General features: G+C 56.5%; 21 protein-coding genes. 13 read left to right on the forward strand and 8 right to left on the reverse strand.

Annotated features, from left to right (window positions below):
• Positions 1-5 precede the first annotated feature (5 nt).
• The 7 genes from DRET_RS01925 to DRET_RS01950 all read left to right on the forward strand — a co-directional run bounded on the left by DRET_RS01925 (position 6) and on the right by DRET_RS01950 (position 6,377).
• A complete protein-coding gene (locus DRET_RS01925; protein WP_041282162.1) occupies positions 6-1,658 on the forward strand; it encodes a heparinase II/III family protein in 1,653 nt (550 codons plus the stop codon).
• A complete protein-coding gene (locus DRET_RS01930) occupies positions 1,655-2,866 on the forward strand; it encodes a glycosyltransferase family 4 protein (protein ID WP_015750852.1) in 1,212 nt (403 codons plus the stop codon). The genes DRET_RS01925 and DRET_RS01930 overlap by 4 nt, the downstream gene beginning before the upstream one ends.
• A complete protein-coding gene (locus DRET_RS13730; RefSeq protein WP_153304096.1) occupies positions 2,863-3,012 on the forward strand; it encodes a hypothetical protein in 150 nt (49 codons plus the stop codon). The genes DRET_RS01930 and DRET_RS13730 overlap by 4 nt, the downstream gene beginning before the upstream one ends.
• A gap of 57 nt (positions 3,013-3,069) precedes the next feature.
• Positions 3,070-3,444 carry a four helix bundle protein gene (locus DRET_RS01935; protein WP_279614521.1) on the forward strand — a complete coding sequence of 125 codons (375 nt, stop codon included), beginning with the start codon at positions 3,070-3,072 and terminating at the stop codon, positions 3,442-3,444.
• Positions 3,441-4,661, forward strand: a complete 1,221-nt coding sequence (wecB, locus tag DRET_RS01940) for a non-hydrolyzing UDP-N-acetylglucosamine 2-epimerase (protein WP_015750853.1) — start codon at positions 3,441-3,443, stop codon at positions 4,659-4,661. Before DRET_RS01935 ends, wecB begins: the two co-directional genes overlap by 4 nt.
• A 65-nt stretch (positions 4,662-4,726) precedes the next feature.
• On the forward strand, positions 4,727-4,864 hold the full coding sequence (locus tag DRET_RS13600) for a hypothetical protein (RefSeq protein WP_208595896.1): 138 nt from the start codon (positions 4,727-4,729) through the stop codon (positions 4,862-4,864).
• A 598-nt stretch (positions 4,865-5,462) separates the two neighbouring features.
• Positions 5,463-6,377, forward strand: a complete 915-nt coding sequence (locus DRET_RS01950; protein WP_015750854.1) for a transposase — start codon at positions 5,463-5,465, stop codon at positions 6,375-6,377.
• A gap of 304 nt (positions 6,378-6,681) precedes the next feature.
• Here the strand turns inward: DRET_RS01950 and DRET_RS13235 are convergent, their stop codons facing one another.
• From DRET_RS13235 to DRET_RS01975, 4 genes are all read right to left on the reverse strand, one after another.
• On the reverse strand, positions 6,682-8,082 hold the full coding sequence (locus DRET_RS13235; protein WP_015750832.1) for an ISKra4-like element ISDere1 family transposase: 1,401 nt from the start codon (positions 8,080-8,082) through the stop codon (positions 6,682-6,684).
• Positions 8,067-8,714: a GNAT family N-acetyltransferase gene (locus DRET_RS01960; protein ID WP_015750855.1), complete on the reverse strand. Its 648-nt coding sequence runs from the start codon at positions 8,712-8,714 to the stop codon at positions 8,067-8,069. The genes DRET_RS13235 and DRET_RS01960 overlap by 16 nt, the downstream gene beginning before the upstream one ends.
• On the reverse strand, positions 8,711-9,007 hold the full coding sequence (locus tag DRET_RS13790) for a type II toxin-antitoxin system TacA family antitoxin (protein WP_015750856.1): 297 nt from the start codon (positions 9,005-9,007) through the stop codon (positions 8,711-8,713). Before DRET_RS13790 ends, DRET_RS01960 begins: the two co-directional genes overlap by 4 nt.
• A gap of 617 nt (positions 9,008-9,624) precedes the next feature.
• Positions 9,625-11,100 (reverse strand): MraY family glycosyltransferase, encoded by a 1,476-nt coding sequence (locus DRET_RS01975; protein WP_015750857.1) that lies wholly within the window; start codon positions 11,098-11,100, stop codon positions 9,625-9,627.
• Between the two features lie 191 nt (positions 11,101-11,291).
• Between DRET_RS01975 and DRET_RS01980 the strand changes: the two genes are divergently transcribed.
• Both DRET_RS01980 and DRET_RS01985 read left to right on the forward strand, forming a co-directional pair.
• On the forward strand, positions 11,292-11,477 hold the full coding sequence (locus DRET_RS01980; protein ID WP_041281836.1) for a hypothetical protein: 186 nt from the start codon (positions 11,292-11,294) through the stop codon (positions 11,475-11,477).
• A gap of 126 nt (positions 11,478-11,603) precedes the next feature.
• Positions 11,604-13,244, forward strand: a complete 1,641-nt coding sequence (locus DRET_RS01985) for a glutamate synthase-related protein (protein ID WP_015750858.1) — start codon at positions 11,604-11,606, stop codon at positions 13,242-13,244.
• A gap of 755 nt (positions 13,245-13,999) precedes the next feature.
• On the opposite strand, the gene DRET_RS01990 is transcribed toward DRET_RS01985, so the two are convergent.
• The 3 genes from DRET_RS01990 to DRET_RS13795 all read right to left on the reverse strand — a co-directional run bounded on the left by DRET_RS01990 (position 14,000) and on the right by DRET_RS13795 (position 16,275).
• Positions 14,000-14,455 carry a thermonuclease family protein gene (locus tag DRET_RS01990; RefSeq protein ID WP_015750859.1) on the reverse strand — a complete coding sequence of 152 codons (456 nt, stop codon included), beginning with the start codon at positions 14,453-14,455 and terminating at the stop codon, positions 14,000-14,002.
• Positions 14,442-15,815: an MATE family efflux transporter gene (locus DRET_RS01995; protein WP_015750860.1), complete on the reverse strand. Its 1,374-nt coding sequence runs from the start codon at positions 15,813-15,815 to the stop codon at positions 14,442-14,444. The genes DRET_RS01990 and DRET_RS01995 overlap by 14 nt, the downstream gene beginning before the upstream one ends.
• Positions 15,816-16,023: 208 nt before the next feature.
• A complete protein-coding gene (locus tag DRET_RS13795; RefSeq protein ID WP_167317782.1) occupies positions 16,024-16,275 on the reverse strand; it encodes a hypothetical protein in 252 nt (83 codons plus the stop codon).
• A 576-nt stretch (positions 16,276-16,851) separates the two neighbouring features.
• Between DRET_RS13795 and DRET_RS02000 the strand changes: the two genes are divergently transcribed.
• A complete protein-coding gene (locus DRET_RS02000; protein ID WP_015750861.1) occupies positions 16,852-17,361 on the forward strand; it encodes an HNH endonuclease in 510 nt (169 codons plus the stop codon).
• Between the two features lie 631 nt (positions 17,362-17,992).
• Here the strand turns inward: DRET_RS02000 and DRET_RS02005 are convergent.
• The gene (locus DRET_RS02005) at positions 17,993-18,844 is read right to left on the reverse strand and encodes a transposase (protein ID WP_015750863.1); all 852 of its coding nucleotides are present in this window, start codon (positions 18,842-18,844) and stop codon (positions 17,993-17,995) included.
• On the opposite strand from DRET_RS02005, the gene DRET_RS02010 reads away from it, so the two are divergent.
• From DRET_RS02010 to DRET_RS02020, 3 genes are all read left to right on the forward strand, one after another.
• Complete coding sequence (locus DRET_RS02010) at positions 18,843-20,093, forward strand: ABC transporter substrate-binding protein (RefSeq protein WP_244147918.1); 1,251 nt, start codon at positions 18,843-18,845, stop codon at positions 20,091-20,093. The two genes, DRET_RS02005 and DRET_RS02010, sit on opposite strands and share 2 nt — an antisense overlap.
• 339 nt (positions 20,094-20,432) lie before the next feature.
• Positions 20,433-22,412, forward strand: coding sequence for an ATP-binding protein (locus DRET_RS02015; protein WP_244147919.1), 1,980 nt, complete (start codon positions 20,433-20,435; stop codon positions 22,410-22,412).
• Positions 22,409-23,125, forward strand: coding sequence for a response regulator (locus DRET_RS02020; protein WP_015750865.1), 717 nt, complete (start codon positions 22,409-22,411; stop codon positions 23,123-23,125). Before DRET_RS02015 ends, DRET_RS02020 begins: the two co-directional genes overlap by 4 nt.
• Positions 23,126-23,238: the final 113 nt, after the last annotated feature.

Genomic DNA, 23,238 nt, shown 5'->3' on the forward strand with positions numbered 1-23,238 from the left:
CTGCCATGGATATTCAAACATATTTCCACACCCTTCGGCATCTCAAAGCCGGCCAAATCTATGCCCGTTTGATCCGTAAGCTCCGCCGTCCCCAAATCGATTCCCGTCCGGCGCCGGACATTCGTACCGGGGGGCGGCAAGATTGGGTGCAGCCGGTCAAGCGGCCCCAGTCCATGCTGGGGCCGGCGACCTTTTGCTTTTTGAACCAGACCCACACCTTGCACTGGCCGCAGGGTTGGAACGATGCGGTCGCGGACAAATTGTGGCTCTACAACCTGCACTATTTTGATGACCTCCATGCCCAGGGCGCAGAAGAGCGCACCGCATGGCACCACCGGCTGCTTTTGCGCTGGGTGGACGAGAACCCGCCTGGCAAGGGCAACGGCTGGGAGCCGTATCCCACCTCGCTTCGAGTTGTGAACTGGGTCAAGTGGGCCTTGGCCGGGAATACGTTGCCGGAAGCCGCGGTGCACAGCCTGGCGGTGCAGGTCCGCTGGTTGGGCAAGCATCTGGAATACCATCTTCTGGGCAACCACTTGTTTGCCAACGCCAAGGCCCTGGTTTTTGCCGGGGCTTTTTTTGAGGGCCAGGAAGCCCGCCAATGGATGGACAAGGGCCTGGCCATTTTGGCCCGGGAAATCCCGGAGCAGATTCTGCCAGACGGGGGGCATTTTGAGCGCTCGCCCATGTACCACGCCATCGCTGTGGAAGATATGGCGGATCTGGTCAATATCTGCCGGGCCTATCCGCACAGCCTGCCGCAGCAGGGCCACGAGCTTGTCCGCTCTTGGCCGGATACCGTGCAGCGGATGCTGGAGTGGTTGCAGGCCATGTGCCATCCGGACGGCAATATCGTGCTGTTGAACGATGCCGCCTTGAATATTGCCCCTGGGCCAAAGCAGCTGGCCCAATACTGCCAGCGGCTGGGGATTAGGCCGGCCAGCCGGGAGAGCGGGGAGCGGTTGCGGGTGACGCAGTTGCCGGACACCGGCTATATCCGGGTTGACGCCGGGGAGGCGGTTGCCTTTTTAGACACCGCCCCCATTGGGCCGGATTATCTGCCGGGGCATGCGCATGCGGACACATTGACGTTTGCCCTGTCTGTGTGGGGGCAGCGGCTGATCGTGGACTCCGGGGCGTCATGCTACGGGCTGGGTCCGGAGCGGTTGCGGCAGCGCTCGACCGCCGCGCACAACACCGTGGTCGTGGACGGGAAGGATTCCTCCGAGGTCTGGTCGGGCTTTCGGGTCGCTCGGCGGGCGTACCCCAAGGGATTGACCGTGCGGCAAGACCACGAGGTGGTCACGGTGCAGTGCAGCCATGACGGGTATACGCGGCTGCCGGGGAGCCCTGTGCATACCAGGCGCTGGGAGTTTACTCCGGGCAAGCTGGGCATGCAGGACAGTATTTCCGATGCACAATCCGGGGCGCAGGCCCGCTTGCATCTGCATCCTGCTTGGCACTGCCGACGTGTGGACGGGCATACGGCTGACCTGCATCTGGCCCCGGGAAAACGGGTGCGGGTGGCCATTCGGGGCGGGCAGATGACAATGGAAGAGAGCACATGGCATCCAGAATTTGGCGCGTCGTTGCCGAACATCTGTCTTGTGCTGGATTTTTACGGGCAATTGTATACGGAGATTGGCTGGGACGTATGAATATTGTGTTTTTGACCGATAATTTTCCTCCGGAAGTCAACGCACCGGCGACCCGGGGCTATGAGCACTGCCAGGAATGGATCCGGCAAGGGGCGCGGGTGACGGTTATTACCTGTGCGCCCAATTTCCCCTCTGGGCGGGTGTATCCCGGGTATCGCAACCGGCTGTACCGCAAAGAGGACATGGACGGGATCACCGTGGTCCGGGTCTGGTCGTACATGGCGCCCAACGCCGGGTTTGCCAGACGGGTGCTCGATTATGCCAGTTTCGCCTTCACCGGATTCCTGGCTGGGATTTTCCACAAGGCCGATATTGTCCTGACCACCTCGCCGCAGTTTTTTACCAATTTTGCCGGTCTGGGGTTGAGCGTTTTGAAACGGCGGCCGTGGGTGTTTGAATTGCGCGATCTGTGGCCGGAGTCCATCCGCACAGTGGGGGCCATGCGGGAGAGCAAGGTTTTGGACTGGCTTGAAGCGATGGAGCTGTTTTTCTACCGCAAGGCCAGTCGGGTGGTTGCGGTCACCCCGGCTTTTAAGCGCAACCTCGTCTCCCGGGGGATTGCGGCGGAGAAAATCGAGGTGGTGCCCAACGGGGCCAATATGCAGCGCTTCACCCCGTTGCCCAAGGACCAAGCGTTGGAGGCGGAGTTGGGGGTGAGCGGGAAGTTCGTGATTGCCTATATCGGCACGCACGGGCTGGCCCACAGCTTGGAGTTTATTGTCCGCAGTGTAGCCCAGTTGCCAGATACGGACGTCCACTTTCTGTTTGTCGGCGACGGGGCGGAAAAAGAGCGGGTCGTGCAGGTGGCGCGGGAACTGGGGGTTAAAAATGCCACCTTCGTTCCCCCGGTGCCCAAAGATCAGGTCGGGCGGTATATCAGTGTTTCCGATGCCGCGCTAGTGCCGCTTATCAAGGCCGAAACCTTTACCACGGTTATTCCCTCCAAGATTTTTGAATCCGCGGCCATGCGCAAGCCAATTATCCTCGGCGTGGAAGGCCAGGCCCAGGAAATTGTCGAGGAACATGGGGCCGGGGTGTGTTTCGAGCCGGAGAATGAAGCCGATTTTCTACGGCAGGTCAGGCGGCTCAAAGATGACCCTGATTTGTATGCCCAATTGCAAAATGGATGCGCGCGTTTGGCCCGGGAATACGACCGGCAGAAACTGGCCGGGGAGATGTTGCAGGTGTTGCAGAAGGCTATAGGGTGAAGGGGGAGGAAGAGGGAGAGATGAGAGATAGAGAGATGGGGAGGAGGAAGAGAGAGGGAGAGAGGAGAGATGGAGGGATGGGGAGGGGGAAGAGGAAGAGAGAGGAGAGATGGAGGGAGAGGGAAAGAGGGAGAGAGGAGAGATAGAGAGATGGAAAGTGGGGGGGAGTGATGGGGAAGATACGGACACACTAAGATTTGCGTGTGTATCAGAAGTCTTTTGAGTTGGGTATGGAGGTCTTTACGTATTCGAAGCAGTTCCCTAAAGAAGAAAGATATTCTTTGACAGATCAGATACGACGCAGTTCACGATCAGTGTCCGCTAATATAGCAGAAGCATTTCGATCCCGGCGATACCCAAAGGCCTTTGTTGCGAAACTGGGGCAAGCTGAATGCGAGGCGGCAGAAACTCAGGTCTGGCTTGATTACGCTTTCGCATGCAAATATATGGATGAACAGATTCACAAAACAATGTATCAAGCCTATGATCAAGTCTTAGGCATGCTGATCAGTATGATCATGAATCCTGGTGATTGGTCGTTTTCAAATGAACAGTTAAAGAGCGAAGGGTGGCCATGAAAATTATGTCTGTGGTTGGTGCTCGGCCCAACTTTATGAAGATCGCTCCATTTATTCGGGCTATTGAGGACTATAACAATGCCTTCAGGGAGGATTCCCAGCCTGTCCCTCCTTCCCGCCCCCCCTCTGGCTCCCTCCATCACTCTGCCACCTCGCCTCTCCAGCATATCCTCGTGCACACCGGGCAGCACTATGACGACAAAATGTCCTTGGCCTTTTTTGAAGCCCTGGATATCCCCCAAGCGGACATCAATTTGGAAATCGGCTCCGGCTCCCATGCTGAACAGGTGGGGCAGACCATGATAGCCTTTGAAAAGGTGCTTCGGGAACATAGGCCGGACTGGGTCGTGGTGGTCGGGGACGTGAACGCCACCTGCGCGTGCTCAATCACGGCCAAAAAGGAACATGTCAAATTGGCGCATATCGAGGCGGGGCTCAGATCCCGGGACATGACCATGCCGGAAGAGGTGAACCGGCTGGTGACGGACCGCTTGTCCGATCTGTTGTTGACACCGGATCAGCTCTCAAGCGCCAATCTGCGCGCCGAAGGCGCGGCTGCAACCGCGATCCACTTTGTTGGCAATATTATGATCGATACCCTGGAGCACCAGCGGGCCAAGGCCGAACGCCTGGAAATCGCCACTATTGTCCAGGAGAACGCTATTGCCGGGCAAAAGCGTCCGGAGGCGTCGCCGCTGCGTCAAGACGCGTTCGCATTGATGACCATGCACCGACCTTCGAATGTGGATGACGCAGGGACACTCACCGCTATTCTGGATTTTCTGCTGGAGGAAGTGGCTGCGGAAATGCCGCTTGTCTGGCCGATCCATCCGCGGACGCAACAGCGATTGCAAGACTGCGGGCTGTGGGAAAAGGTGTTGGATTGTCCAGGGGTGCTTCTTTTGCACCCGCTTGGCTACCATGAACTGTTGCGTTTGAATATGGCTGCCCGGGTGGTGCTCACCGATAGCGGGGGGCTACAAGAAGAATGCTGTGTTCTGGGGACGCCCTGTTTGACTTTGCGGTGGAATACTGAGCGGCCGGTGACCTTGCAAGAACATGGGGGCGCCAGCATATTGGTGGGCAATGATGTACACAAAATCCGGGACGCCTACCGAGAAATGCTGGTAGCCGAGCGGGCTCCGGCCCGACCGGAACTCTGGGACGGTCGCACCGCGCAGCGTATTGTCCAGGCATTGGTGGCGTTCGAAGGATAGAGCGCTATTTGGCTGTGGGGCAGCAGTGGATTTCCCACTTCAGGGCAGGTGTTTTAGCAGCCAAGTTGCGTGCTTTCCTGGCTTTGCCGGCAGACGAGCGGGAGCAGATGGGCCACCGGGGCCGGGAGAAGATGGTCCGGGAGTTTGACGAGCGCATCGTGCTGGACATGTACTTGGCCGCGATCCGGGAGATTGTGGACTGATCCGATGTACTGTTCTTCCAGGTTACCGGTCTCGGGACTGTCCAGAAATCGGTAATCTCGGGGGGGGGGGGGGAGCTATGTAAGCGTCCAATTAACCCCACATGGTAGAGGTGAGCAGGAAATGGTAAGGCCCGCTTGGTAGGTGCTACCAAGCGGGCCTGGTTGGGACGAAGTCGGTTGTTGGGCTAGCCTGCGGAAGGCGTTTGGATCAGGGTGGGATCGATGTGCTGGGGCAGGAGTGCTTGAAGATTCTGTTCATCCTGAGACCGGGGCAGGTGCTCAAAGAGATGGCACAGATAGGTATAGGGCTCAGGCCGTTCATCTACCCGCCACTCATTGGTGAGGGATCAAAGAGTTACCGATCTCGGGACTGTCCAGAATCCGGTAATTTTGGTTGGTGCAACCGCCCGCTCCCGTTGGCCGCTCGACAGGCGGTACGGGGATTTTTGCCCACGGCGGGCCGGTGCCGCAAGCACGAGGCTCATTGGGATGTCCACCCAATGAGCCTGGCAAGCGCCTGGCGATCCGAGGAGCAGAATTCAGATTACCGGATCCGGGACTGTCCAGAAATCGGTAATTACGGGGGAAGGGGAAAGCTATGGACATTGAGGATGTGGTTGCAGCAGGTGGCAACCAGCGGGTTTTCCGGGCCAAGTACAAGATTAACCAACCGGGGTTTATTTCGCACATTACCCAGCGAGCGGCAGGAAAAGAGCCGCTTTTTCTGGAAAAGGGAGATTATCTGCACTTCTTAGCGCTGCTGAAGGAGAGTGCTTCCCGGTTTGAGTTGGGCTATTACGCGTTTTGTCTGATGCCCAACCATGTCCATTTGCTGGTTGAGCCGCACAAGCCGAACCTGGACAGTGGGATGCACTCCCTGTTTTTTCGGTATGCCACGTTTTTTAACCGTAAATACCAACGCCGGGGGCATCTCTTCGGCGGGCGATATCGCCAAGCGCTGTGTCTTGCTCCAGATTATTTGCTGACCGCTTCAGTCTATATCCATCTTAACCCAGTGCGCGCCGGACTGACCAAGAGGGCCAGCGACTATCCATGGTCCTCTGCGGCGGTCTATTGCAGGCAGGCGGAGCAGGATTCCTTTCTTCTGCCCGAACGTATATGTACTTTGGTGGCCGCAGACCCGGATGAAGCGCGGCAGGTGTACGCTCGGTTGCTGCACCAGGGGCGGGCAGATGCTCCAGAGAATGCGCAGGAGCAGCCGGGGGTGATTGAAAAATTCTGTGATCGTCTTGGTGCCCGTTTTCCGAAACTGTTTGGGCGGTTGCAAAGCAAGCGAGTTCTTCCTCACGATACTTCCATGCCGTTGCAAGGCAGTCCTTCCCTTGAGCAGCTCCTTGCCCAGTTTCCAACTGGAAGCGCGAGGCGTCCGGAAACGCGACAAGCCAAGAAGTATGTTCTGGAGCAACTTGAGGCCAGAGGGTTTCCCCGTAAAGAAATAGCCGAACGCCTCGGTATTGCGCCGAAGACGGTCTATAATCTTTTGCACTCATGAGCGGAAAGATTTCCGGTCTCGGGACTGTCCAAAAAACGGTAATTTTGTATACGCGGTGCACGTGGAGCAGGTGGCTTCATGAACGTGGATAGGAAATGGGGCTGTCAGCACGGCCATTGACAGCAAGCCACTGAACAAGTCGCATCTTGGCCCATTTTGGGACAGGCGGGGTTGAGGACATTGATTTTGGTGCGGGTATCGCTGACAGCGCAAAACTCACGAGCGCTATCGTCGCTCCCGGGTTGCAACGACTCGTCAATTTTTACGGATGCTTCTGCGTCATTTCCCGCAAGGGGTGCATTCGCTACTTGCGACGACCCCCTTGACAAAGCGACAAGTGGGGCTGAGCCGACCCTAAGTCCTGCCGCTGGCTTTTTTCATAGGCGGCAAAGAAGCGATCGAAGGATTTGTTGTACCTCGAACAGCGCAAGGCCAGGATATTGTTAGCCAGGTCGACTTTCCACCAGGCTCCTGAGCGTTTGAGCCGTATGTGGCTTATAAATTTGTTAGCGCTTTCTATGGCCCCGCTGCCCAGAGGATAGCCGCCCCGCTTGGCTTTCCCGTAATCCATGCGGTCCTTGTTCTTTGACAAATACGAGCACAGAGCGTCTCGCTTCTCTGCTGCCTCGCCGGTGAGCTTCATTCGCCTCAATCCAGCGAGAACACTGCTCAGTTTATTTTGAAAGAGCCGATTTGTCGTTTCACGCAGCCACTTGTCCCGGGCTGCCTTGTCAGCAAAGCGGGCGTTGGCAAATTCGTGGATATGTTCTTGGCAATGGTAATAATCCAAAATTTGCCGTGCGTCTGGAAAAGCCTCTTCCATCGCCTCCCATATCCACCCGGCTCCGTCGCCTATACAGCAGATCCGAACTTTGTCTTCCGGGAAAAGGTTTTGCTGTTTAATCTGCTGCAAAAAGGATTTGAAGCGGTGTTTGTCGCATATCTGATGCCAACTCAGCACTTGGGCTAAATGCTGCCCATCAAGCAAGTAGACCCGTATACCTTTGGCCTCTTTCCACGCATTGGGTTTGCCTTTTTCTGTTCGAGTTGGGGACATGGCTCCATCTGCGGCGAAAACAAGCACCGGCCTGGCTTTATTGGGGCGGGTAGCCTGTTCGATAATCTCATGGATAGTTGCTGCTTCTGGGCTGATCTCTTCAAGTCGAGCATGGGCGGCTAGTTCATTGGTCAACTCATGAACTGTAGCCTGGGAGAGGGAAAGGCCATGCGTATCGTACAAGATTTCCGCTGTTTCATCGAAAGGCACCGACGAGGCCACTTTGGCGACAATTTTTTGGACGTCGTATTGGTACTTTCCCTTTCGAAGGTTCAACGCAGAGACGTACGGTTCATAAAATTTATCGCAGTTTTTGCATTTATAATAAGGTGAATCAAATGATACGGTTCCGTAAGTGGTTTCGATATGTCTCTTTGATTTTTTATTATGAGAACACTTGCAACCACATAGAGGGCATTCGAAGCCAGAAAAGTAATGCTCTAGCTTGGTCTCAATGATCGCAGACAGCATTTTTGGATCGAGATTGTATAGCTTATGCTCACAGAGTTTTTCAATATTTTCAAAAAGTGACAGCCCGGGTACGTCAATTATATCGTATACGTTGTCAAATAATTCTTTCATATCGCTAAAGTACTTCCGATGAGCACGTTCTTTATAAATATCACTCTGATTTAGAGCAGTCTGCATGGTAATACCTCCGGTAGATTTGCGGAGATATTACAGTATTTACCGAAACTTTTCAATAAATAACAGTTGCTTATTTGGCAATTTGACTTTTTAAAAACGGTCGCAGCTACCGAATGCACCCCCCGCAAGTCCTTCATAAGAAGCAGTAATGTGTAGGTGTCCACAGGTGACGGTTCAAATCCAAAATGTTCATAAAAGCCACGCGCCGGCTCGTCGAGGGCGTGTACCAACAGAGCACGAGCGCCGGCGATGTCTGCAGCAGCATCAACCTGGATCAGCGACTGTTTGAGTAAGGCTTTCCCAAGCCCTTTGCCGGCTTCGTTCACATCAACAGCAAGGCGGGCCAAAAGGACTACTGGTACTGGGTGCCGGGCTAACCCTTTGATTATCCGTGCAGGCGCTTCCTCAGGCTGGACACTGCCGTAGGTTAACGTGAAATACCCAGTAACTCGGTATTCGCGATGGACAACATAGGTTTGGGCGGCCTCGGCCTTTTGGTTCTGCCTTGCATAGCGCTGCAGCCAAACGTTCAAAGAATTTTTTCCGCAGTCAAAGTGGGTTAAGTCATGCACTGCAGAGAGCTTCTCCACATCTGAAAGAGGGCCTTGGAATCTGGAGTCGGCGGCGGTCATTCACTGTCCCGGTCCAAAATCGTTTTTTCTCTGAAGAGTTGGCGCAAACGGGTCTTTTCCTGGATCGGACGATCCAAGGCATTGAGAAATTCCTGCATTTGCCCCTCGGAGAGCGAGAAAGAGCGCCTGTCTGCAAGGTCCATCTCGGCTTGATTGGCTGCGCTTTCGGCTGCATATTGGGACGCACTCATATTTTTGAGTTGGGCAGCAGACCGAATGAGCTCATTGTTTCGGGCGGAAATCCGAAAACTGAAACGTTCGGAGCATTTTTCTCTTTTGGTTGTATTCGGCATACGATTTTCCTCCTTGTTGATGACATACTTTGTATGACATCGGGCGAGGTGTTCGTCAAGCAAGGCGATGGTATGCGGGGGATGGTCTCGGCCACGCAATGGAGGCTGGATATGTTTTGGCCAGCAAAAGCCTGGGGAAAAGTGCCTTGGAATTCCCGGCTGGCACCGCATTCCCTGATTGTTTCCATCGGGGACCGGGGGCAAGAGTGGTTCGCGAATTGCGAGAAAAGCGATGAATGGGGGGTACGAGAAGTTGATGGTCGCTGCCTCTGATCGTTCGAAAGGCGGGGCGGGGAGTTTTGTCCACAGCGGGCCGGTGCCGCAAGCACGAGGCACCATTGGGATGTCCACCCAATGAGCCTGGCAGGCGCCTGGCGGTCCGAGGAGCAGAATTCAGATTACCGGATCCGGGACTGTCCAGAAATCGGTAATTGCACGGGGAGGGGGAAAGCTATGGACATTGAGGATGTGGTTGCAGCAGGGGGAAGCAGCGCGTTTTTCGTGTCCATACCAGATCACCCAACCGGACCTGAGGACCGTCAGGTTGCGCGTGATACAGATAGAGGCACCTACGCGTGGCGTGAATAGACGTAAAGGAAGGAGATGGGGCCTACTGATTACGTGCTGGGTTTGTCCCATCTGGATAAGGTCCGCACCACCGCCCGTCGCAGGTGCTCAATCCGGCTGAGGGTGTAGTGCCCGAGGTCGGAGCGTTTGATGTCTTTAACCAGCCACAACTCTCCTAAGTAGCGGCCTTCCTGACACTGCAAGGGCAACTCCATCTTCAACAACCCTTGAGCCTGGAGGTCAATCCCTTTCTTGGATCGTGTCCAATTGCGGTGGACATCTGTAGCCTCTGAATTTGAAGTCAATCGAATTTCCCCATAGTCGATATCAAGCAAGGCCAGTCCGTGGGCTATGGTCTCCCAAAGGGCATCGAAGGTCTGACTTTGATTGATTCGGACCTGCAGATCCAGAAAACGGCGCCGATCGCGGTGCAGGCCGGTGACGAAGCCGACGTCGCGAAACCAGGATCCCACCTTTTCCCGGTCCACATACCGGAAGTACCCCAACCCGTTCAGGGCGATGACTACCCCGACCCCAAGGAGCACCAGCAGCAGGCCGCTTTGTTCGTCCTGGAGGTTCACCAGGATGAGGGCAGTGGCACAGAGAGCTGCGGTGACCGCGTATAGTACCAAGACAACGCGCTTTGAGGACAGGCCCAGAGCGAGGAGTTTGTGGTGCAAGTGGTGTCGATCAGGTTCAAAAGGTCTGCGACCGAGAATAATACGGCGCACCGGGGCGAACAGGGTGTCGAAGACCGGAACCCCCATGGCCAGAAGCGGAAGAGTGAGGGTGGCGCCGACATGGCTTTTGACAGAGCCGAGTATACTTAATCCGGCGATCATGAAGCCGAGATAATAGCTGCCGCTGTCGCCCATAAAAATGGTCGCCGGGTTAAAGTTGTAGCGCAGGAAACCGGCAACACTTCCGGCCAGAGTGAGGAAATAGAGGGCCAGAAGAAAATCACGGTTGATGACCTGGATCACGGAAAGCACTAGACAGACAAAGAGAGCGATGCCCCCAGCCAGGCCGTCGAGACCGTCAATAAGGTTCATGGCATTGATGAGCAAGACAAACCAGAACAGGGTCAACAGGTAGCTGCCGAGCCAGGAGTCAAGAATGGGGAGCCAGCCAAAAAGGGGACTTGGGTCAATGGCCACGCCGCCGAAAAAGGCGCAAGTGGCTGCGAGAACTTGGACTGCAAGTTTGGGTTTGGCTGCCAGCCCTTTACAATCGTCCCACAGTCCAATGCCGAAGACGAGGGCGGCCCCGCCCCAGAGGGAGAGCAGAGCGGTTTCGGACGTGAGAAGCGAACTGATGTCTGTACCGATAAGTTTAATAGTGAGCAGGCCCAGGATGTGTGCGGCAATAATCGCAACGCCACCAGTACGAGGAACTGGGCAGGCATGGACCTTGCGGGCATTGGGTTCGTCGACGGCGCCGCATTGACGGCCTAGGCGCCGCGCTATGGGGGTTAGAAGCAGGCACAGCCCCCAGGCGAAGAGAAAGGCGATGAGTAATGTGGTCATAGATCTGCAGGTGGCTTGTTGGCAGTTTGGTCTAGATTGGCTGGAGTGCTTGATTTTTGTAGTTGAGGACCAGAATGAGCCGCAGAGAAAATGGCCAAATGTTTATATCGAAGAACCGGGGTGGAGGCAAATGGTGCGGTGGGGCCGAGGCTGATGGCTGGGTATGTGGTTGGCGAGTCAAGAGTGTGGGGATGAAGCATATAGAATTAAGAGAAAAACTTGGCTTTGACAGTCAAGTGTATGCCAAGTCAGCATTTGGGATCTGGCCGGGTTGGGAGCAGATCCGGTTTCCAAGTGGGAGAAAAACGCTCCCATTTTGGGAGCCAAAAAATATTTTTTGTGGGGCGGTTTTGATTTTCATTGGAATAAGTATTTGAATATTTTGAGTAAAGTTTATAGGTTGACGAAAACGTATATTTACATTTTCGTAACATGCATTTGCCTTCCTTGTGGGGTCTCGCTATGGTCCGCGCATTTTCTACAAACCCAAAGGAGAGGAAGGGATGCATATTCCACCGAAGAGTAATGATGTTCTTGGAACCGTGAACCGCGGCACGCCTTGTGAAAGCGGGCTGTGCACCTTGTGTCGGGCCGACTGCCAGGGCAAGTGCGAGATGTGGATGTCGAGTCTGGCTGGGCGCAAGATGCTCTATCCCCGGGATTTCGGGATCGTTACCGCCGGCAGCGCGCGCACGACTCACACCGGCGTTTCATATTCCTCGCTGCGCATTCAGGGGTTTTGCTACGGGTCGGACGGGCTGGCCGAAGGGTTGAGCAACGATCCCGACGACTGCGTCTTCCCCAACGTCGGTCTGGAATCCGAGTTCGGCCGTCACAAGACGACCAAGGTCCGCCTGCCTCTGATGACCGGAGCCCTGGGCTCGACGTTTATCGCCTCCAAGTATTGGGACTCCTTCGCCACCGGCTGCGCCCTGACCGGGATTCCCATCGTTATCGGCGAAAATGTGGTTGGTGTGGACCGCGACGCGGAACTGTCCAACGGCCGGATCACCAAGGCCCCGGAACTCGATCGCCGCATCGACACCTATCTCCGCTATTATGACGGCTACGGCGCGATCATCGTCCAACTCAACATCGAGGACGCCCGCAACGGCGTGGCCGAATACGTGGCTGAGAAATACGGCGACCAGGTGGTCATCGAACTCAAATGGGGCCAGGGCGCCAAGAACATCGGTGGCGAGATCGAAGTCAACTCCCTTGATTACGCCCTGTTTCTCAAAGAGCGCGGCTACGTGGTCGACCCGGACCCGACCAAGCCCGGCGTGCAGGAGTCGTTCAAGGCCGGCGGCATCCGCGCCTTTGCCCGTCACAGCCGGTTGGGCTTTACAGACCTCTCGACTGCCGACGGCGTGAGCGAGGCGTTTATGGACGCGGTGGCCGAGTTGCGCAAGCTCGGCTTCAGCCGCATCTCCCTGAAAACTGGTGCCTACGGCATGGAAGCCTTGGCCTTGGCCATGCGGTTGGCCACAGACGCGGAACTCGATCTCTTGACCATTGACGGCGCTGGCGGCGGCACCGGCATGAGCCCGTGGAACATGATGGAAAGCTGGGGCGTGCCCTCTGTCCTGCTGCACGCCAAGGCTGTGGAGTACGCCAAAATGCTCGCGGCGCAGGGCAAACGGGTCGTGGACCTCTCCTTTGCCGGCGGCTTCGGCACCGAGGACCAGATCTACAAAGGACTGGCCCTGGGCGCCCCGTACACCAAACTGATCTGCATGGGCCGCGGGTTGATGATCCCCGGATTTGTTGGCGCCAATGTCGAGGGTGCTTTGAATCCAGAACGCAAAGCGAACGTGCATGGCCACTGGAATTCCCTGCCCAAGGCGGTGGCGGACCGCGGTCAAAGCGCGGCCGAGATCTTTGCCGGCTATTACGATCTGCAGGAAAAGGTCGGTGCCGACGAGATGGCCAATATCCCGTACGGCGCGATCGCCATGTGGACGGCAATGGACAAGATCGGAGCCGGCTTGCAGCAGCTTCTCGCCGGTGCCCGCCACTTCAGCCTTTCGGAGATCGAGCGCAACGACATCGCCTCGGCCAACCGGGAGACGGAACAGGAAACCGGAGTGCCGTTTATTGCTGATGTGGAAGATGAGGTTGCCAAGCGGTTGCTGAAAGCTTAGCAGCCCGTTGAAAATCTCCCAGTGGCTGTGTTGCGGCAATACGTTCAAACTCTTACGTACGACCAAGTACGCTGCGACCTTGAACGTATTTTGCGCCTTGCCCTTGGGGTTTTTGAACGACCTGCAGCATAAAGAGTTTTGTAGCAGTCAGCTAGGTTGATAGACAGCCTTGGAGTTGATTATAACCGGCGTTGCCTTTCGAGGTGGCGCCGGTTTTTTTGATTTAAAATTGAAGGATTGAGAGATTTAGGGATTGAAAAATTGAGGAATTGAAGGATTTAAGTATTGAAGAATTGAAGAACAAAGAGAAAATCATGACTTGAAGAGTTGCAAGATTGGAAAAAAATATAAATTATATACATTTGCAAATCAATAATTGTAGAACAGAAATTTGCAAAGTTGAATATTGAAAAAACTGCTCTGCTTTGTAAGAGCCAAGCAGGCGCCTGGCGGTCCGGGGAGGGAAGGTCGGTGGAGTGTGTATTGTGCTGTGGCTGGGGCGGATAGATAAAGAAACGGCGTGAGTACGGTTAGTTACTGGTTTTTTAGAGAGTTGGTGAAGAGGGGTTGTGTCCAAATCGGTATCGAAATCGGGATCGGGATCGGGATCGAAATCGATCCAATCCTTCAATTCCTCTATCCCCTCAATTTGTTTATTTTTCTGCCCGGGTAGGTCGGCTGAAAGCAGAGCGTCAGCCGACGTCAGCTGTATCCCCGGCAAGAGAGATACAGTGGACTGGATTCCGCACACCTTCTCATTTGCCAACCGGGAATGACGGTTCAGCCCACAGGCCGCGGTGTTCCTGCCGGGCCTGGGCTTCCAGGGAGCGCCAGAAGCGGCAGATCCGTGTGCCGCAGTCCGCGCGGTCGACCCAGGCGTAGCCGGCGCGGATGAGTTCTTCGGCCAGATTCTGGCCGTCGCCTTCAATATAGACATGGGCCTGGTGCCCCTGTACCGGCACGACCTCGACCCGGTTGAGCGGGGCCAATTCGTTTTTGATACACCGTTGGACCTGGGCTTGGTGCGGGTGGCCCTTGGGCACGCTGTCCACACCGAACAGACTCACCCGCTTGACCTCCTGCTCCGTCTTGATCACCAGCACCTGCGAAGAGGCGATCTCTAGCACCCGTCCCGGCCAAGCCCAGGCACTTCCGGTGGAACCGATGAGCACCAGCAAGAGAAAGAGAATCCGGATTCTATGTCTTGTCACGCTGCGCATCCTCCGCCAGCACCCGTGCCAGATAGCGCCGCCCGACAAGCGCGGCGGTGAGGGCCGCGGCCCAGGTGACTCCAAAAATCCCCCACCAGATGCCGAGCAACCCCACGCCCAAGACCTTGATCAGCAGGCTGAAGACAAGGGCCGGGCCGACGATCTGCCGAGCCAGGCCGATCCAGACCCCGAACATGGGACGCTTGACGCCCTGCAACGCGGCGACGTGCACAAACAGGATGACGTAGGCGAAAAAGACGAGGGCGTCGATGCGCAGGTAGGTCGTCCCGATATCCACGACCGCCGGATCGTCGGTGAAGACCCCCATCAGTGGCCGCGCCAGGAGCAGGACCCCGACGGTCCCGATGCCGGTGACTATGGCGCCGTATTGCAGAGCTTTGCCGATGGTCTCCCAGATCCGGGCATGGCGCTGTCCGCCGCGGTTCTGGGCCACCAGGCTCAACGTGGCGATGTTCAGGCCGATGCTCGGCAACAGCGCAATCTGTTCCACGCGCATGGCCGAGCCGTAGGCGGCGACAGCCTGCGGACCGAAGTCGCTGACAAAATAGGTGATGACATAGATGCCGAGGCCGATGGTCATGTAGTTCAGGCTCGAGGGGAGTCCCTGTCTGGCGATTTCCCGACAGGGGCGCCATTGGGGGATGAGGTCGCGCCATTGTTGCATGCGCACCAGGCCGGTTTTGCGGGCTTTCCAGCCCAGGTAGGCCGCGCCTCCAGCCTGGATGCAGATGGTGGCCAAGGCCACGCCCTGGATGCCCATTGCGGGCACGCCGTACCCCCCGAAGATGAACCACGGATCGAGGACACAATTGGCGGCGAAACCGGCAATGAGGAAGTTGCGAAAGGGACGGGTGTCGCCCTGGGCCTGGAGGATGGCGTTATTCATGTACACGAGCAGAAAGGCGGCCGCCCCGATGAAAATGGTGTCCATATACTCCAGGGTGATCGCCAGGTAATCGCCTGAAGCGCCGAGGGAGCGAAACAGCCACGGCGAGACAGCGATCCCCACGCCTGTGAGGAGGATGCCGGTGATCAGTCCAAATACCAGTCCCTGCAGGGCCAGGCGGCCCGCCTCTTCGTGGTCGTAGCTGCCCAGGGCGTTGCCGATGAGCGCTGTGGTGCCGGTTTGCAGTCCCGAGCCCATGGCAATGATCAGGAAAAAGGCTGGAAACGAAAGCGACAGCGCGGCCAGGGCCTGCGTGGAGAAATGGCCAGCGAAATAGGTGTCGACCACATTGAACATGGTGTGAAAAAAGATGCCGATGCTCGCCGGGATGGCGATCTGGCGGATGAGCTGCGGAATGGGGCGGGTGGTGAGGTCGCCTTTGTTCTGCGGCATAGGGGCCTCTTGGCAGATCGCTGAAAATCTCCCAATGGCTGCGTTGCGGCAAAACGTTCAAACTCTTACGTATTCCATATACGCTGCGACCTTGAACGTTTTTTGCGCCTTGCCCTTGGGATTTTTGAGCGATCTGCGGGTGCGGTTTTGAGCAACCATTTGGGCAGATCGCTGAAAATCTCCCAATGGCTGCGTTGCGGCAAAACGTTCAAACTCTTACGTATTCCATATACGCTGCGACCTTGAACGTTTTTTGCGCCGTCCCTTGGGATTTTTGAGCGACCTGCGGGTGCGGTTTTGAGCAACCATTTGTGGAGGTCGCTGAAAATCTCCCAATGGCTGCAAAGCGGCAAAACATTCGAACTCTTGCGTATTCCATATACGCTGCGACCTTGAACGTTTTTTGCGCCTTGCCCTTGGGATTGTTGAGCGAGCTGCAGGTGCGGTTTTGAGCAGCCATTTGTGGAGGTCGCTGAAAATCTCCCCATGGCAGCAAAGCGGCAAAACGTTCAAATTTATCCGTATTGTCTATGCGCTGCGATCTTGAACGTTTTTTGCGCCTTACCCTTGGGATTGTTGAGCGAGCTGCGGGTGCGGTTTTTGAGCAGCCATTTGGGGAGATCGCTGAAAATCTCCCCATGGCAGCAAAGCGGCAAAACGTTCAAACTCTTTCGTATTGCCTATACGCTGCGACCTTGAACGTTTTTTACGCCGTCCCTGGGGATTGTTGAGCGACCTGGGAGATAGCGTGTCTTTTCCCAGCCATTCAGTTCACTCAACCGGTGCAGGGCGGCGGCAGTGTCGCGCCACTGTAGGGATTCCGGCGAATAGAAGCAAGTGAGCGGGGGCGGTTGACCGTCGGCTGGGCATATTTTTTGTCAATTGTATGGCAGTGTTGTGTCTTTTTGCGCGGGCCGGTTGCCAAGAGAGGGTGGACTGTGTATGGCGGGAATTATCTGCTCAAGGCGTGTGAAGCGGCACTGGCGGGACGCGAGCCATGTTCGGGTGAGCACGCCGCAAATGCGGGAGGCGGAACGTGCGCGTCCTCGTACTCAACGCCAATTACACCTATCTGCACAGCATCAGCTGGAAACGGGCCATCAACCTCTATCTCAAGGGGAAGGTGGAAGTCCTGCAGTACAGTACGCTCAAGGTCGCCAGTTTCGGAACCGAATTCATGGTGCCGGCCATTGTGCGTCTGGTAAAGATGGTGCGCCGGATCTACAAAGGCAAAGTCCCACTCAATAAGCGTAACATCTTTCTTCGCGACGGGTACCGCTGTCAGTATTGCGGCGGGTCTTGCCGCGACCATCCGACCATCGACCATATCCTGCCCAAGTCGCGCGGAGGCCAGACCACCTGGACCAACAGCGTGACCTCCTGCCGGGGATGCAACCAGCGCAAGGGGAACAAGACCCCGAGCGAAGCCCGTATGCCCTTGCTGCGCCAGCCCAGTCAGCCGACCATCGGTGAATTCCTCCATATCCAGAACCACCATTCCGGGATCCAGGAATTGGTCAACTCTTTACTTCAGCAAGAAACATAGCCGGACGGGGACACGGGCCGTGCGGCTGTTGTAGCTCTCTTTGTCTTCAGCGTGTTGTGGGTATCAGTTATCGGTTATCAGCAAGCAGTTATCTGGAGAGGTGCTCAGGGGGGGGAATATCTGGTTTTCCAGTGTGCTTAAAACCACTGTCCTGGAATCTCAAATCAAAATTCGATTTTGATTGGGACTAAAGGCGGTGCAGCTTTGTTGTCGTTTCAAATGCGACCCGGTCACAGCCAGCGGCTGCAAACCAACGCTTTCGTCGGCTGGCGCTGCGCTTCCAGCCGACCTACGGGAGCGTAAAACCACAATCCGATTTCGATACCGATCCTGATAGCGATAGCAACCTGATAGCGATAGCAATTTGAAGAGGCCCCCATTCTTCAATTCCTCGATCCCTCAATTTTCAATCCCATAATTCACCACTCATCTTCGTGCGTAGGTCGGCTCCGGCGGAGCCGAAGCCGACATGGAGATCTCCACCCCAGATGAAAGGTCGGAGACCCGATTTCGATACCGATCCCGATAGCGATGTGATGGTGGTTTTTTTTCCGTCTTCTGTCCTCCGTCTTCCGTCCTCAGTGTTCCGTCCTCCGTCTCCTGTCTGCGCCTCTCCTCTTCTCCAGGCCGTTCAGTCGATGTCCGTTTCATCCGGTACGAAGCCGCACAGCCGTTTGGCCAGCAGTTCCTCCTGTTTCTCGGGGGCGTGGTTGTAGCGAAACTCGATTTCCTTGAGATACAGTGGGAAGCGGGGCGGGCTGATCCCTTTGTACCCCTTGAGCTGCTCGAGGACGAAGGCGCAGAACGGAGTGGCCGCCGGACGGCTTCCGTGTTCTGGCGTTATGAGGTACCACGGAAAATCCGGGCTGCCACAGAGGATGAGACTCGAGTAGCGCCGGTAGGCCCCGGTGACGAGGATATTGCCGTGACAGCTGGCCGGGAGGTGGAAGCTGCGGTGGAAGTGGAGGATGTCTTCGGTCGTGAAATGGGGCAGATAGTCCAGAAAGGCCATGCCGCGCCGTTCGATGATGCCGAAGACGGGGGGTGTCTGGCATTGGACATGGTTGAGCCCCTGGACCTTGCCTTTATGGAGGCAGGCCGAGAGACCGGTTTGTCGCCCCATGATCTGCGCCCCGTCCAGAGATCCGGCGGTGATGGCGAAGCGGCAGACGGTTGCCGCTTTGTAGACGACATTATAGGACCGTCCCAGGGCTTCGGCAGCCTCCTTGAGCGGGCGTCCCTGGCAGAAGAGACGGATGAAGCAGAGCCAATGGCTGCTGCCAAGACCCGCGGAATTGAGCCAGCGACCGCTGAAGTCATGGAAGGTGTAGCCGCATCCCCCGCACCGTTTGCGCCCTGAGGCGAGGTGATAGATGGCGGTCTCCCGGCATCGCGGGCAAAAGACGGTGCCGTCGGGCCAGCAGAATCCGGAGAGACGGGCGTGGGCGCTCTCCTCAGAAAGTGTGCAGGGAGTATCGAGCATGGGACAGGATATGTACACCACTGCTGACAGACCAAGCAAGGGGGGGCTGATTGCCGCCGCCGTCCTCGGTGCGCTGCTCATCCTGCTGGCCGCGTTAGTCCCCGGCTGTCCGGTCCAGCGCGACTCCAACTCTGACAGCCCTATCTCCACCGGGGTCACGGAAAATCAGATCTTTCTTGGCTCATCCCTGGCGCTGGAAGGCCACGCCGGGTATCTCGGCTCACAGCTCTACCACGGGGCCATGGCCTATATCCGGGAGATCAACGCCCAGGGGGGCGTTCACGGCCGGCGTATTGTGGTCCGAGCTTACGACGACAGCTACGAACCGCCGCAATGTCTGGCCAACACCCAGCGGCTGATCATTGAAGACCAGGTTTTTGCCCTCTTTTCTTATGTCGGCACACCGACCACGGTGAAGGTGGTGCCGATGATCGAGGACGCCGAGATCCCCCTGGTGGGCATGTTCACCGGCGCCAACGGACTCAGGGAGCCGTACAATCGGCTGCTGATCAATATTCGGCCCTCGTATTACCAGGAGACCGCGGCCATTGTCCGGCATCTCGTCGAAGGCCTCGAGAAGGAACGGATCGCCGTGTTTTACCAGTTCGACGCCTACGGCTTCGACGGACTGGCCGGGACCGAACTGGCCCTGCGGCAGTACGATCTGACCCCGGTGGCGCGCGGCTCCTACATTCGCGGCACCCTGGATGTCAGCGACGCCCTGCGCCGGATACGCACATCGCGAGCTGACGCCGTGGTCATGATCGGAACCTCGAAACCGTGTGCCAAGCTCATCCAGATGGCCCGCCGCAGTGGCTACACGCCCACCTTCTATGCCCTTTCCTTTGTCGGCGCCGAAGATCTGGCCTACCACTTGGCCAGGTATTCCGTGGATGACGCTTCGGTGTTCATGTCCCAGGTGGTGCCGCCGCCCACCGCAGCGGCCACCGAGGAGATTTTGCCGCTTGCCCGGGAGTATATCCAACTCCTGAAACGGTATTACCCTGAGGAGACGCCGAATGTAGTCGGCCTGGAAGGGTATCTCAACGCCCGTATTCTCGTTGAAGGATTGCGCCGGGCCGGGCGGGACTTAACGAGGGAGCGGTTTCTTCAGGCTTTTCAGCAAATGCGGAATTTCGATCTTGGCGGCCGAACCCGCATCCGGTTCGGGCCCCAGGACAATCAGGGGTTGGACGAAGTCTATCTGACTCGACTGCAGGATGGGGCGTTTCAGTTGTTGGAGGAATGAGAAGAAGTTTTACGTGTTACGTTTTAAGTGTTAAGTGTTACGTGTTAAGATTTAAGATTTGAGATTTAAGAAGATTGAAGAATTGAGGAATTGAGGAATTGAAGAATTCAGAAATTGAGGAGTCAGGAAATAAGGAGATTGAGGAATTGAAGAGTTTAGAGATTGAAGAATTCAAGAGCTGAAGAATCAGGTGGTGATTTGGGTTTTATTACCTGGTTTAATATACAAGAGGTATGATTTTTTAGGTGCTGTCTTTCTTCCTTAAAACTTAACACATAAAACATAAAACTTTTTAAAAAAAAAATGAACGTGACGCTGAAGAATAAAATTTTCTTGTCCATGCTGACCGTTATACTGGTCATCAGTGTAGCCATCGCTTTTCTGGCCCGGTGGATACTGGTCTCCGGGCTGACGAGTGAGCTCAAGATGCGGGGTGTGGCTATTGCCCGGAGCATCTCTGAGCGCGGCGGCGGCTATATCCTGGACAAGGAGTACCCGCAATTGTTGAGTCTCATCTTTGACGAGGCCCAATTGCGGGAGCGTCACCATCTGATCGACTACATCTACGTCCTCGACCGTGAGCACACTGTCCTGGCCCACACCTTTACCAGGCCGTTTCCCGAATCGTTGCACATGGCCAATCCCATCCCGCCCGGCGCCCGGGAAAGCATGCAATTGGTGCCGGTGGCCGAGGGAGAAGCCTTTGACATCGGCGTGCCCATCAAAGAAGGCATCTACCGCATCGGCACGGTCCACGTCGGATTGAACAAGAGCCACATCGACAGCCTTGTCTACAAACTCCGGGTGACTTTTCTGGGGTTTATCTCCGCGGTCGTGGTCATCGTATTTGTTATCAGTCATTTGCTGGCGAAATACATCACCAGGCCCATCCGGTCGCTGACCGGCGCCGCTGATGAACTCAGCCGGGGGAATTTCGACGTCTCTCTTGAGGATTTAAGCGGTGTGGAACTGGGCGACAAATTGCAGCAATGCCCGGCCTACCGGGATACGAATGTGCCCTGCTGGCATCTTGACGGGGCGTCGCCGAACGACGGCTGTCCGGAGGACATCGCCCAGGACGAGCCGCAATGCCGGGAATGCGTTTTTTACCGCCCCCGCTCGGGCGACGAGGTCTCCCAATTGGCCACGGCCTTTCGGAACATGGTCGGCTCCATCCGGCTGTATCGCAAACGGCTCCAGGAATCGGAAGAAAAGTACCGCTCCCTGTTTGCCAGCGGACCGGACCCGGTGTTCGTCCTGGCCCAGGAGGATATGCGCATCCTCGATGCCAATCCCCGGGCGCAGGAGATTTACGAATACGGGGCCGACGAGTTGCGGGGTATGCCCTTTGCCGAACTCGCTCCAGATCAGGCCCAGAAATGTGTCCACGATTTCGTCGAAGATATGCCCATGCAGGGGTGTGTCTATTATCCCAAGGAGATCCATTACAAACGGGACCAGCATCCGTTCTTTGTCAATGCCCACGCCTGCGTCATCAGCTACACCGGCTGTCCGGCCCTGATCGTGGCCTGCACCGACATTACGGAGATGATCGAAAAAGACGCCCAACTCATTCAGGCGGCGAAGATGAAGAGCCTTGGCGAGATGTCCGCCGGGATCGCCCATGAGCTCAACCAGCCGTTGAACGCCATCAAGATGGGCAGTGATTTTCTGGCGCTTACGGTGGAGCGGGGGACGGAACTGCCGCCGGAACGGTGGCAGGGCGTGGTCCACGAAATCAGCGCTCAAGTCGACCGGGCCGCCGGCATCATCGCCACCTTGCGGGCGTTTGGTCGCAAAGAGACGCTTTCCAAGGATGTTCTGGACATCAATGAGCCGATCAAGGCGGTGCTCTCTATCCTGCGGCAGCAATTTCAACTCCACAATGTTGATTTTCATCTGGCTCTTGGTCAGAATCTGCCGCCTGTTCTGGCCCAGGACACCCGGTTGCAGCAGGTTTTTTTCAATCTCTTTACCAACGCCAAAGAGGCCATTGAAGAGCTGCGCCGCAGTTCGCCGCAGGCCGAGGGCACTATCCATGTCCGGACCTGGGCGGCGGACGGGCGGGTCTGCGCTGCGGTCTGCGATACCGGGCCCGGTATCCCTGATTCCCTGCGCCAGACCCTTTTCGAGCCCTTTGTCTCCTCGAAGTCGAGCGGGCAGGGCATGGGTTTGGGGCTGGCGATCACCCAGTCCCTGGTCCGCGACTATCAAGGGACCATCACCATCGACAGCACGCCGGGTGAAGGGGCGTGCTTTACGGTATCTTTTCCGGTGGCCAAGACCGCCCCGGGCGTTTTGCAAAGGAGCACCCCATGACCGAAGCCGTTCTGGTCATTGATGACGAGCAACCCACTTTGGATATGTTCGCCCTGTTTCTGGAGGCCTTTGGCTATACACCGCTCACCGCCCTGACCGGGGAGGAGGGGTTGCGCCTGTTCGACGCCCACCAGCCGCCGCTGGTGATGACGGACATTAAAATGCCGGGCATGGACGGGATTGAGGTCTTGCGGGCGATCAAAAAACGGTCGCCGGCCACCGAAGTCATTGTCATCACCGGGCACGGGGATATGGAACTCGCTTTGCGGGCCCTGGAATGCGACGCCGCCGATTTTATCAATAAGCCGCTGGGCCGCGAGGCCCTGGAGACCTCATTGGAGCGGTGCAAGGAGCGCCGGGCCTGCAGCCGGGAGCAGGAGCAGAATATTGAAGTCCAGTCTCTGGAGTCGGCAGTGGTGGTCACTGCGCACGGCCATGTGACCAGCGAGAGCGAACCGTTTTTGCGCCAAGCCCTGGAGCGGGCCGCAGCAAAGGCGCGTGGGGCGATGGTTCTTCATTTTCCGGCCAGCGTTTCGGTCAACGGCGGCGGGCTGGCGGCCCTTGAAAGCCTGCTGCGGGAGTATCCGCAGCTGCGGGTCGTCTGTCTCTCCGAGAACTTCCAGGAGGTCTTCCGCCGCCTTGGGCTGCATGAGCTGGCGCCGCTGTATGGGTCTTTGGAGGAGGCGGTGGGGATAGATATTGAAGAAAATTGAGGGATTTTGAAATTGAAGGATCGAGGGATTGATGAATCAAGGGATTGAAGAATAGGAATCCTTTTCAAATCGGGATCGGTATCGAAATCGGGATCGATCTTCGCGAAGCGGTT

Origin of the sequence: Desulfohalobium retbaense DSM 5692 (assembly GCF_000024325.1) — a bacterium.
Taxonomy (GTDB): Bacteria; Desulfobacterota; Desulfovibrionia; order Desulfovibrionales; family Desulfohalobiaceae; genus Desulfohalobium; species Desulfohalobium retbaense.

Bases quoted from the DNA above. Each gene is read 5' to 3' on its own strand.
- DRET_RS01950 (WP_015750854.1), top strand. From the start codon at position 5,463: ATGGACATTGAGGATGTGGTTGCAGCAGGTGGCAACCAGCGGGTTTTC.
- DRET_RS13795 (WP_167317782.1), bottom strand. From the start codon at position 16,275: ATGGCTGCTCAAAACCGCACCTGCAGCTCGCTCAACAATCCCAAGGGC.
- DRET_RS01995 (WP_015750860.1), bottom strand. From the start codon at position 15,815: ATGCCGCAGAACAAAGGCGACCTCACCACCCGCCCCATTCCGCAGCTC.
- DRET_RS01930 (WP_015750852.1), top strand. From the start codon at position 1,655: ATGAATATTGTGTTTTTGACCGATAATTTTCCTCCGGAAGTCAACGCA.
- DRET_RS01925 (WP_041282162.1), top strand. From the start codon at position 6: ATGGATATTCAAACATATTTCCACACCCTTCGGCATCTCAAAGCCGGC.
- DRET_RS02015 (WP_244147919.1), top strand. From the start codon at position 20,433: ATGCTGACCGTTATACTGGTCATCAGTGTAGCCATCGCTTTTCTGGCC.
- DRET_RS02010 (WP_244147918.1), top strand. From the start codon at position 18,843: ATGGGACAGGATATGTACACCACTGCTGACAGACCAAGCAAGGGGGGG.
- DRET_RS01980 (WP_041281836.1), top strand. From the start codon at position 11,292: ATGAAGCATATAGAATTAAGAGAAAAACTTGGCTTTGACAGTCAAGTG.
- DRET_RS01960 (WP_015750855.1), bottom strand. From the start codon at position 8,714: ATGACCGCCGCCGACTCCAGATTCCAAGGCCCTCTTTCAGATGTGGAG.
- wecB (WP_015750853.1), top strand. From the start codon at position 3,441: ATGAAAATTATGTCTGTGGTTGGTGCTCGGCCCAACTTTATGAAGATC.
- DRET_RS02020 (WP_015750865.1), top strand. From the start codon at position 22,409: ATGACCGAAGCCGTTCTGGTCATTGATGACGAGCAACCCACTTTGGAT.
- DRET_RS01985 (WP_015750858.1), top strand. From the start codon at position 11,604: ATGCATATTCCACCGAAGAGTAATGATGTTCTTGGAACCGTGAACCGC.
- DRET_RS13790 (WP_015750856.1), bottom strand. From the start codon at position 9,007: ATGCCGAATACAACCAAAAGAGAAAAATGCTCCGAACGTTTCAGTTTT.
- DRET_RS13235 (WP_015750832.1), bottom strand. From the start codon at position 8,082: ATGCAGACTGCTCTAAATCAGAGTGATATTTATAAAGAACGTGCTCAT.
- DRET_RS02005 (WP_015750863.1), bottom strand. From the start codon at position 18,844: ATGCTCGATACTCCCTGCACACTTTCTGAGGAGAGCGCCCACGCCCGT.
- DRET_RS01975 (WP_015750857.1), bottom strand. From the start codon at position 11,100: ATGACCACATTACTCATCGCCTTTCTCTTCGCCTGGGGGCTGTGCCTG.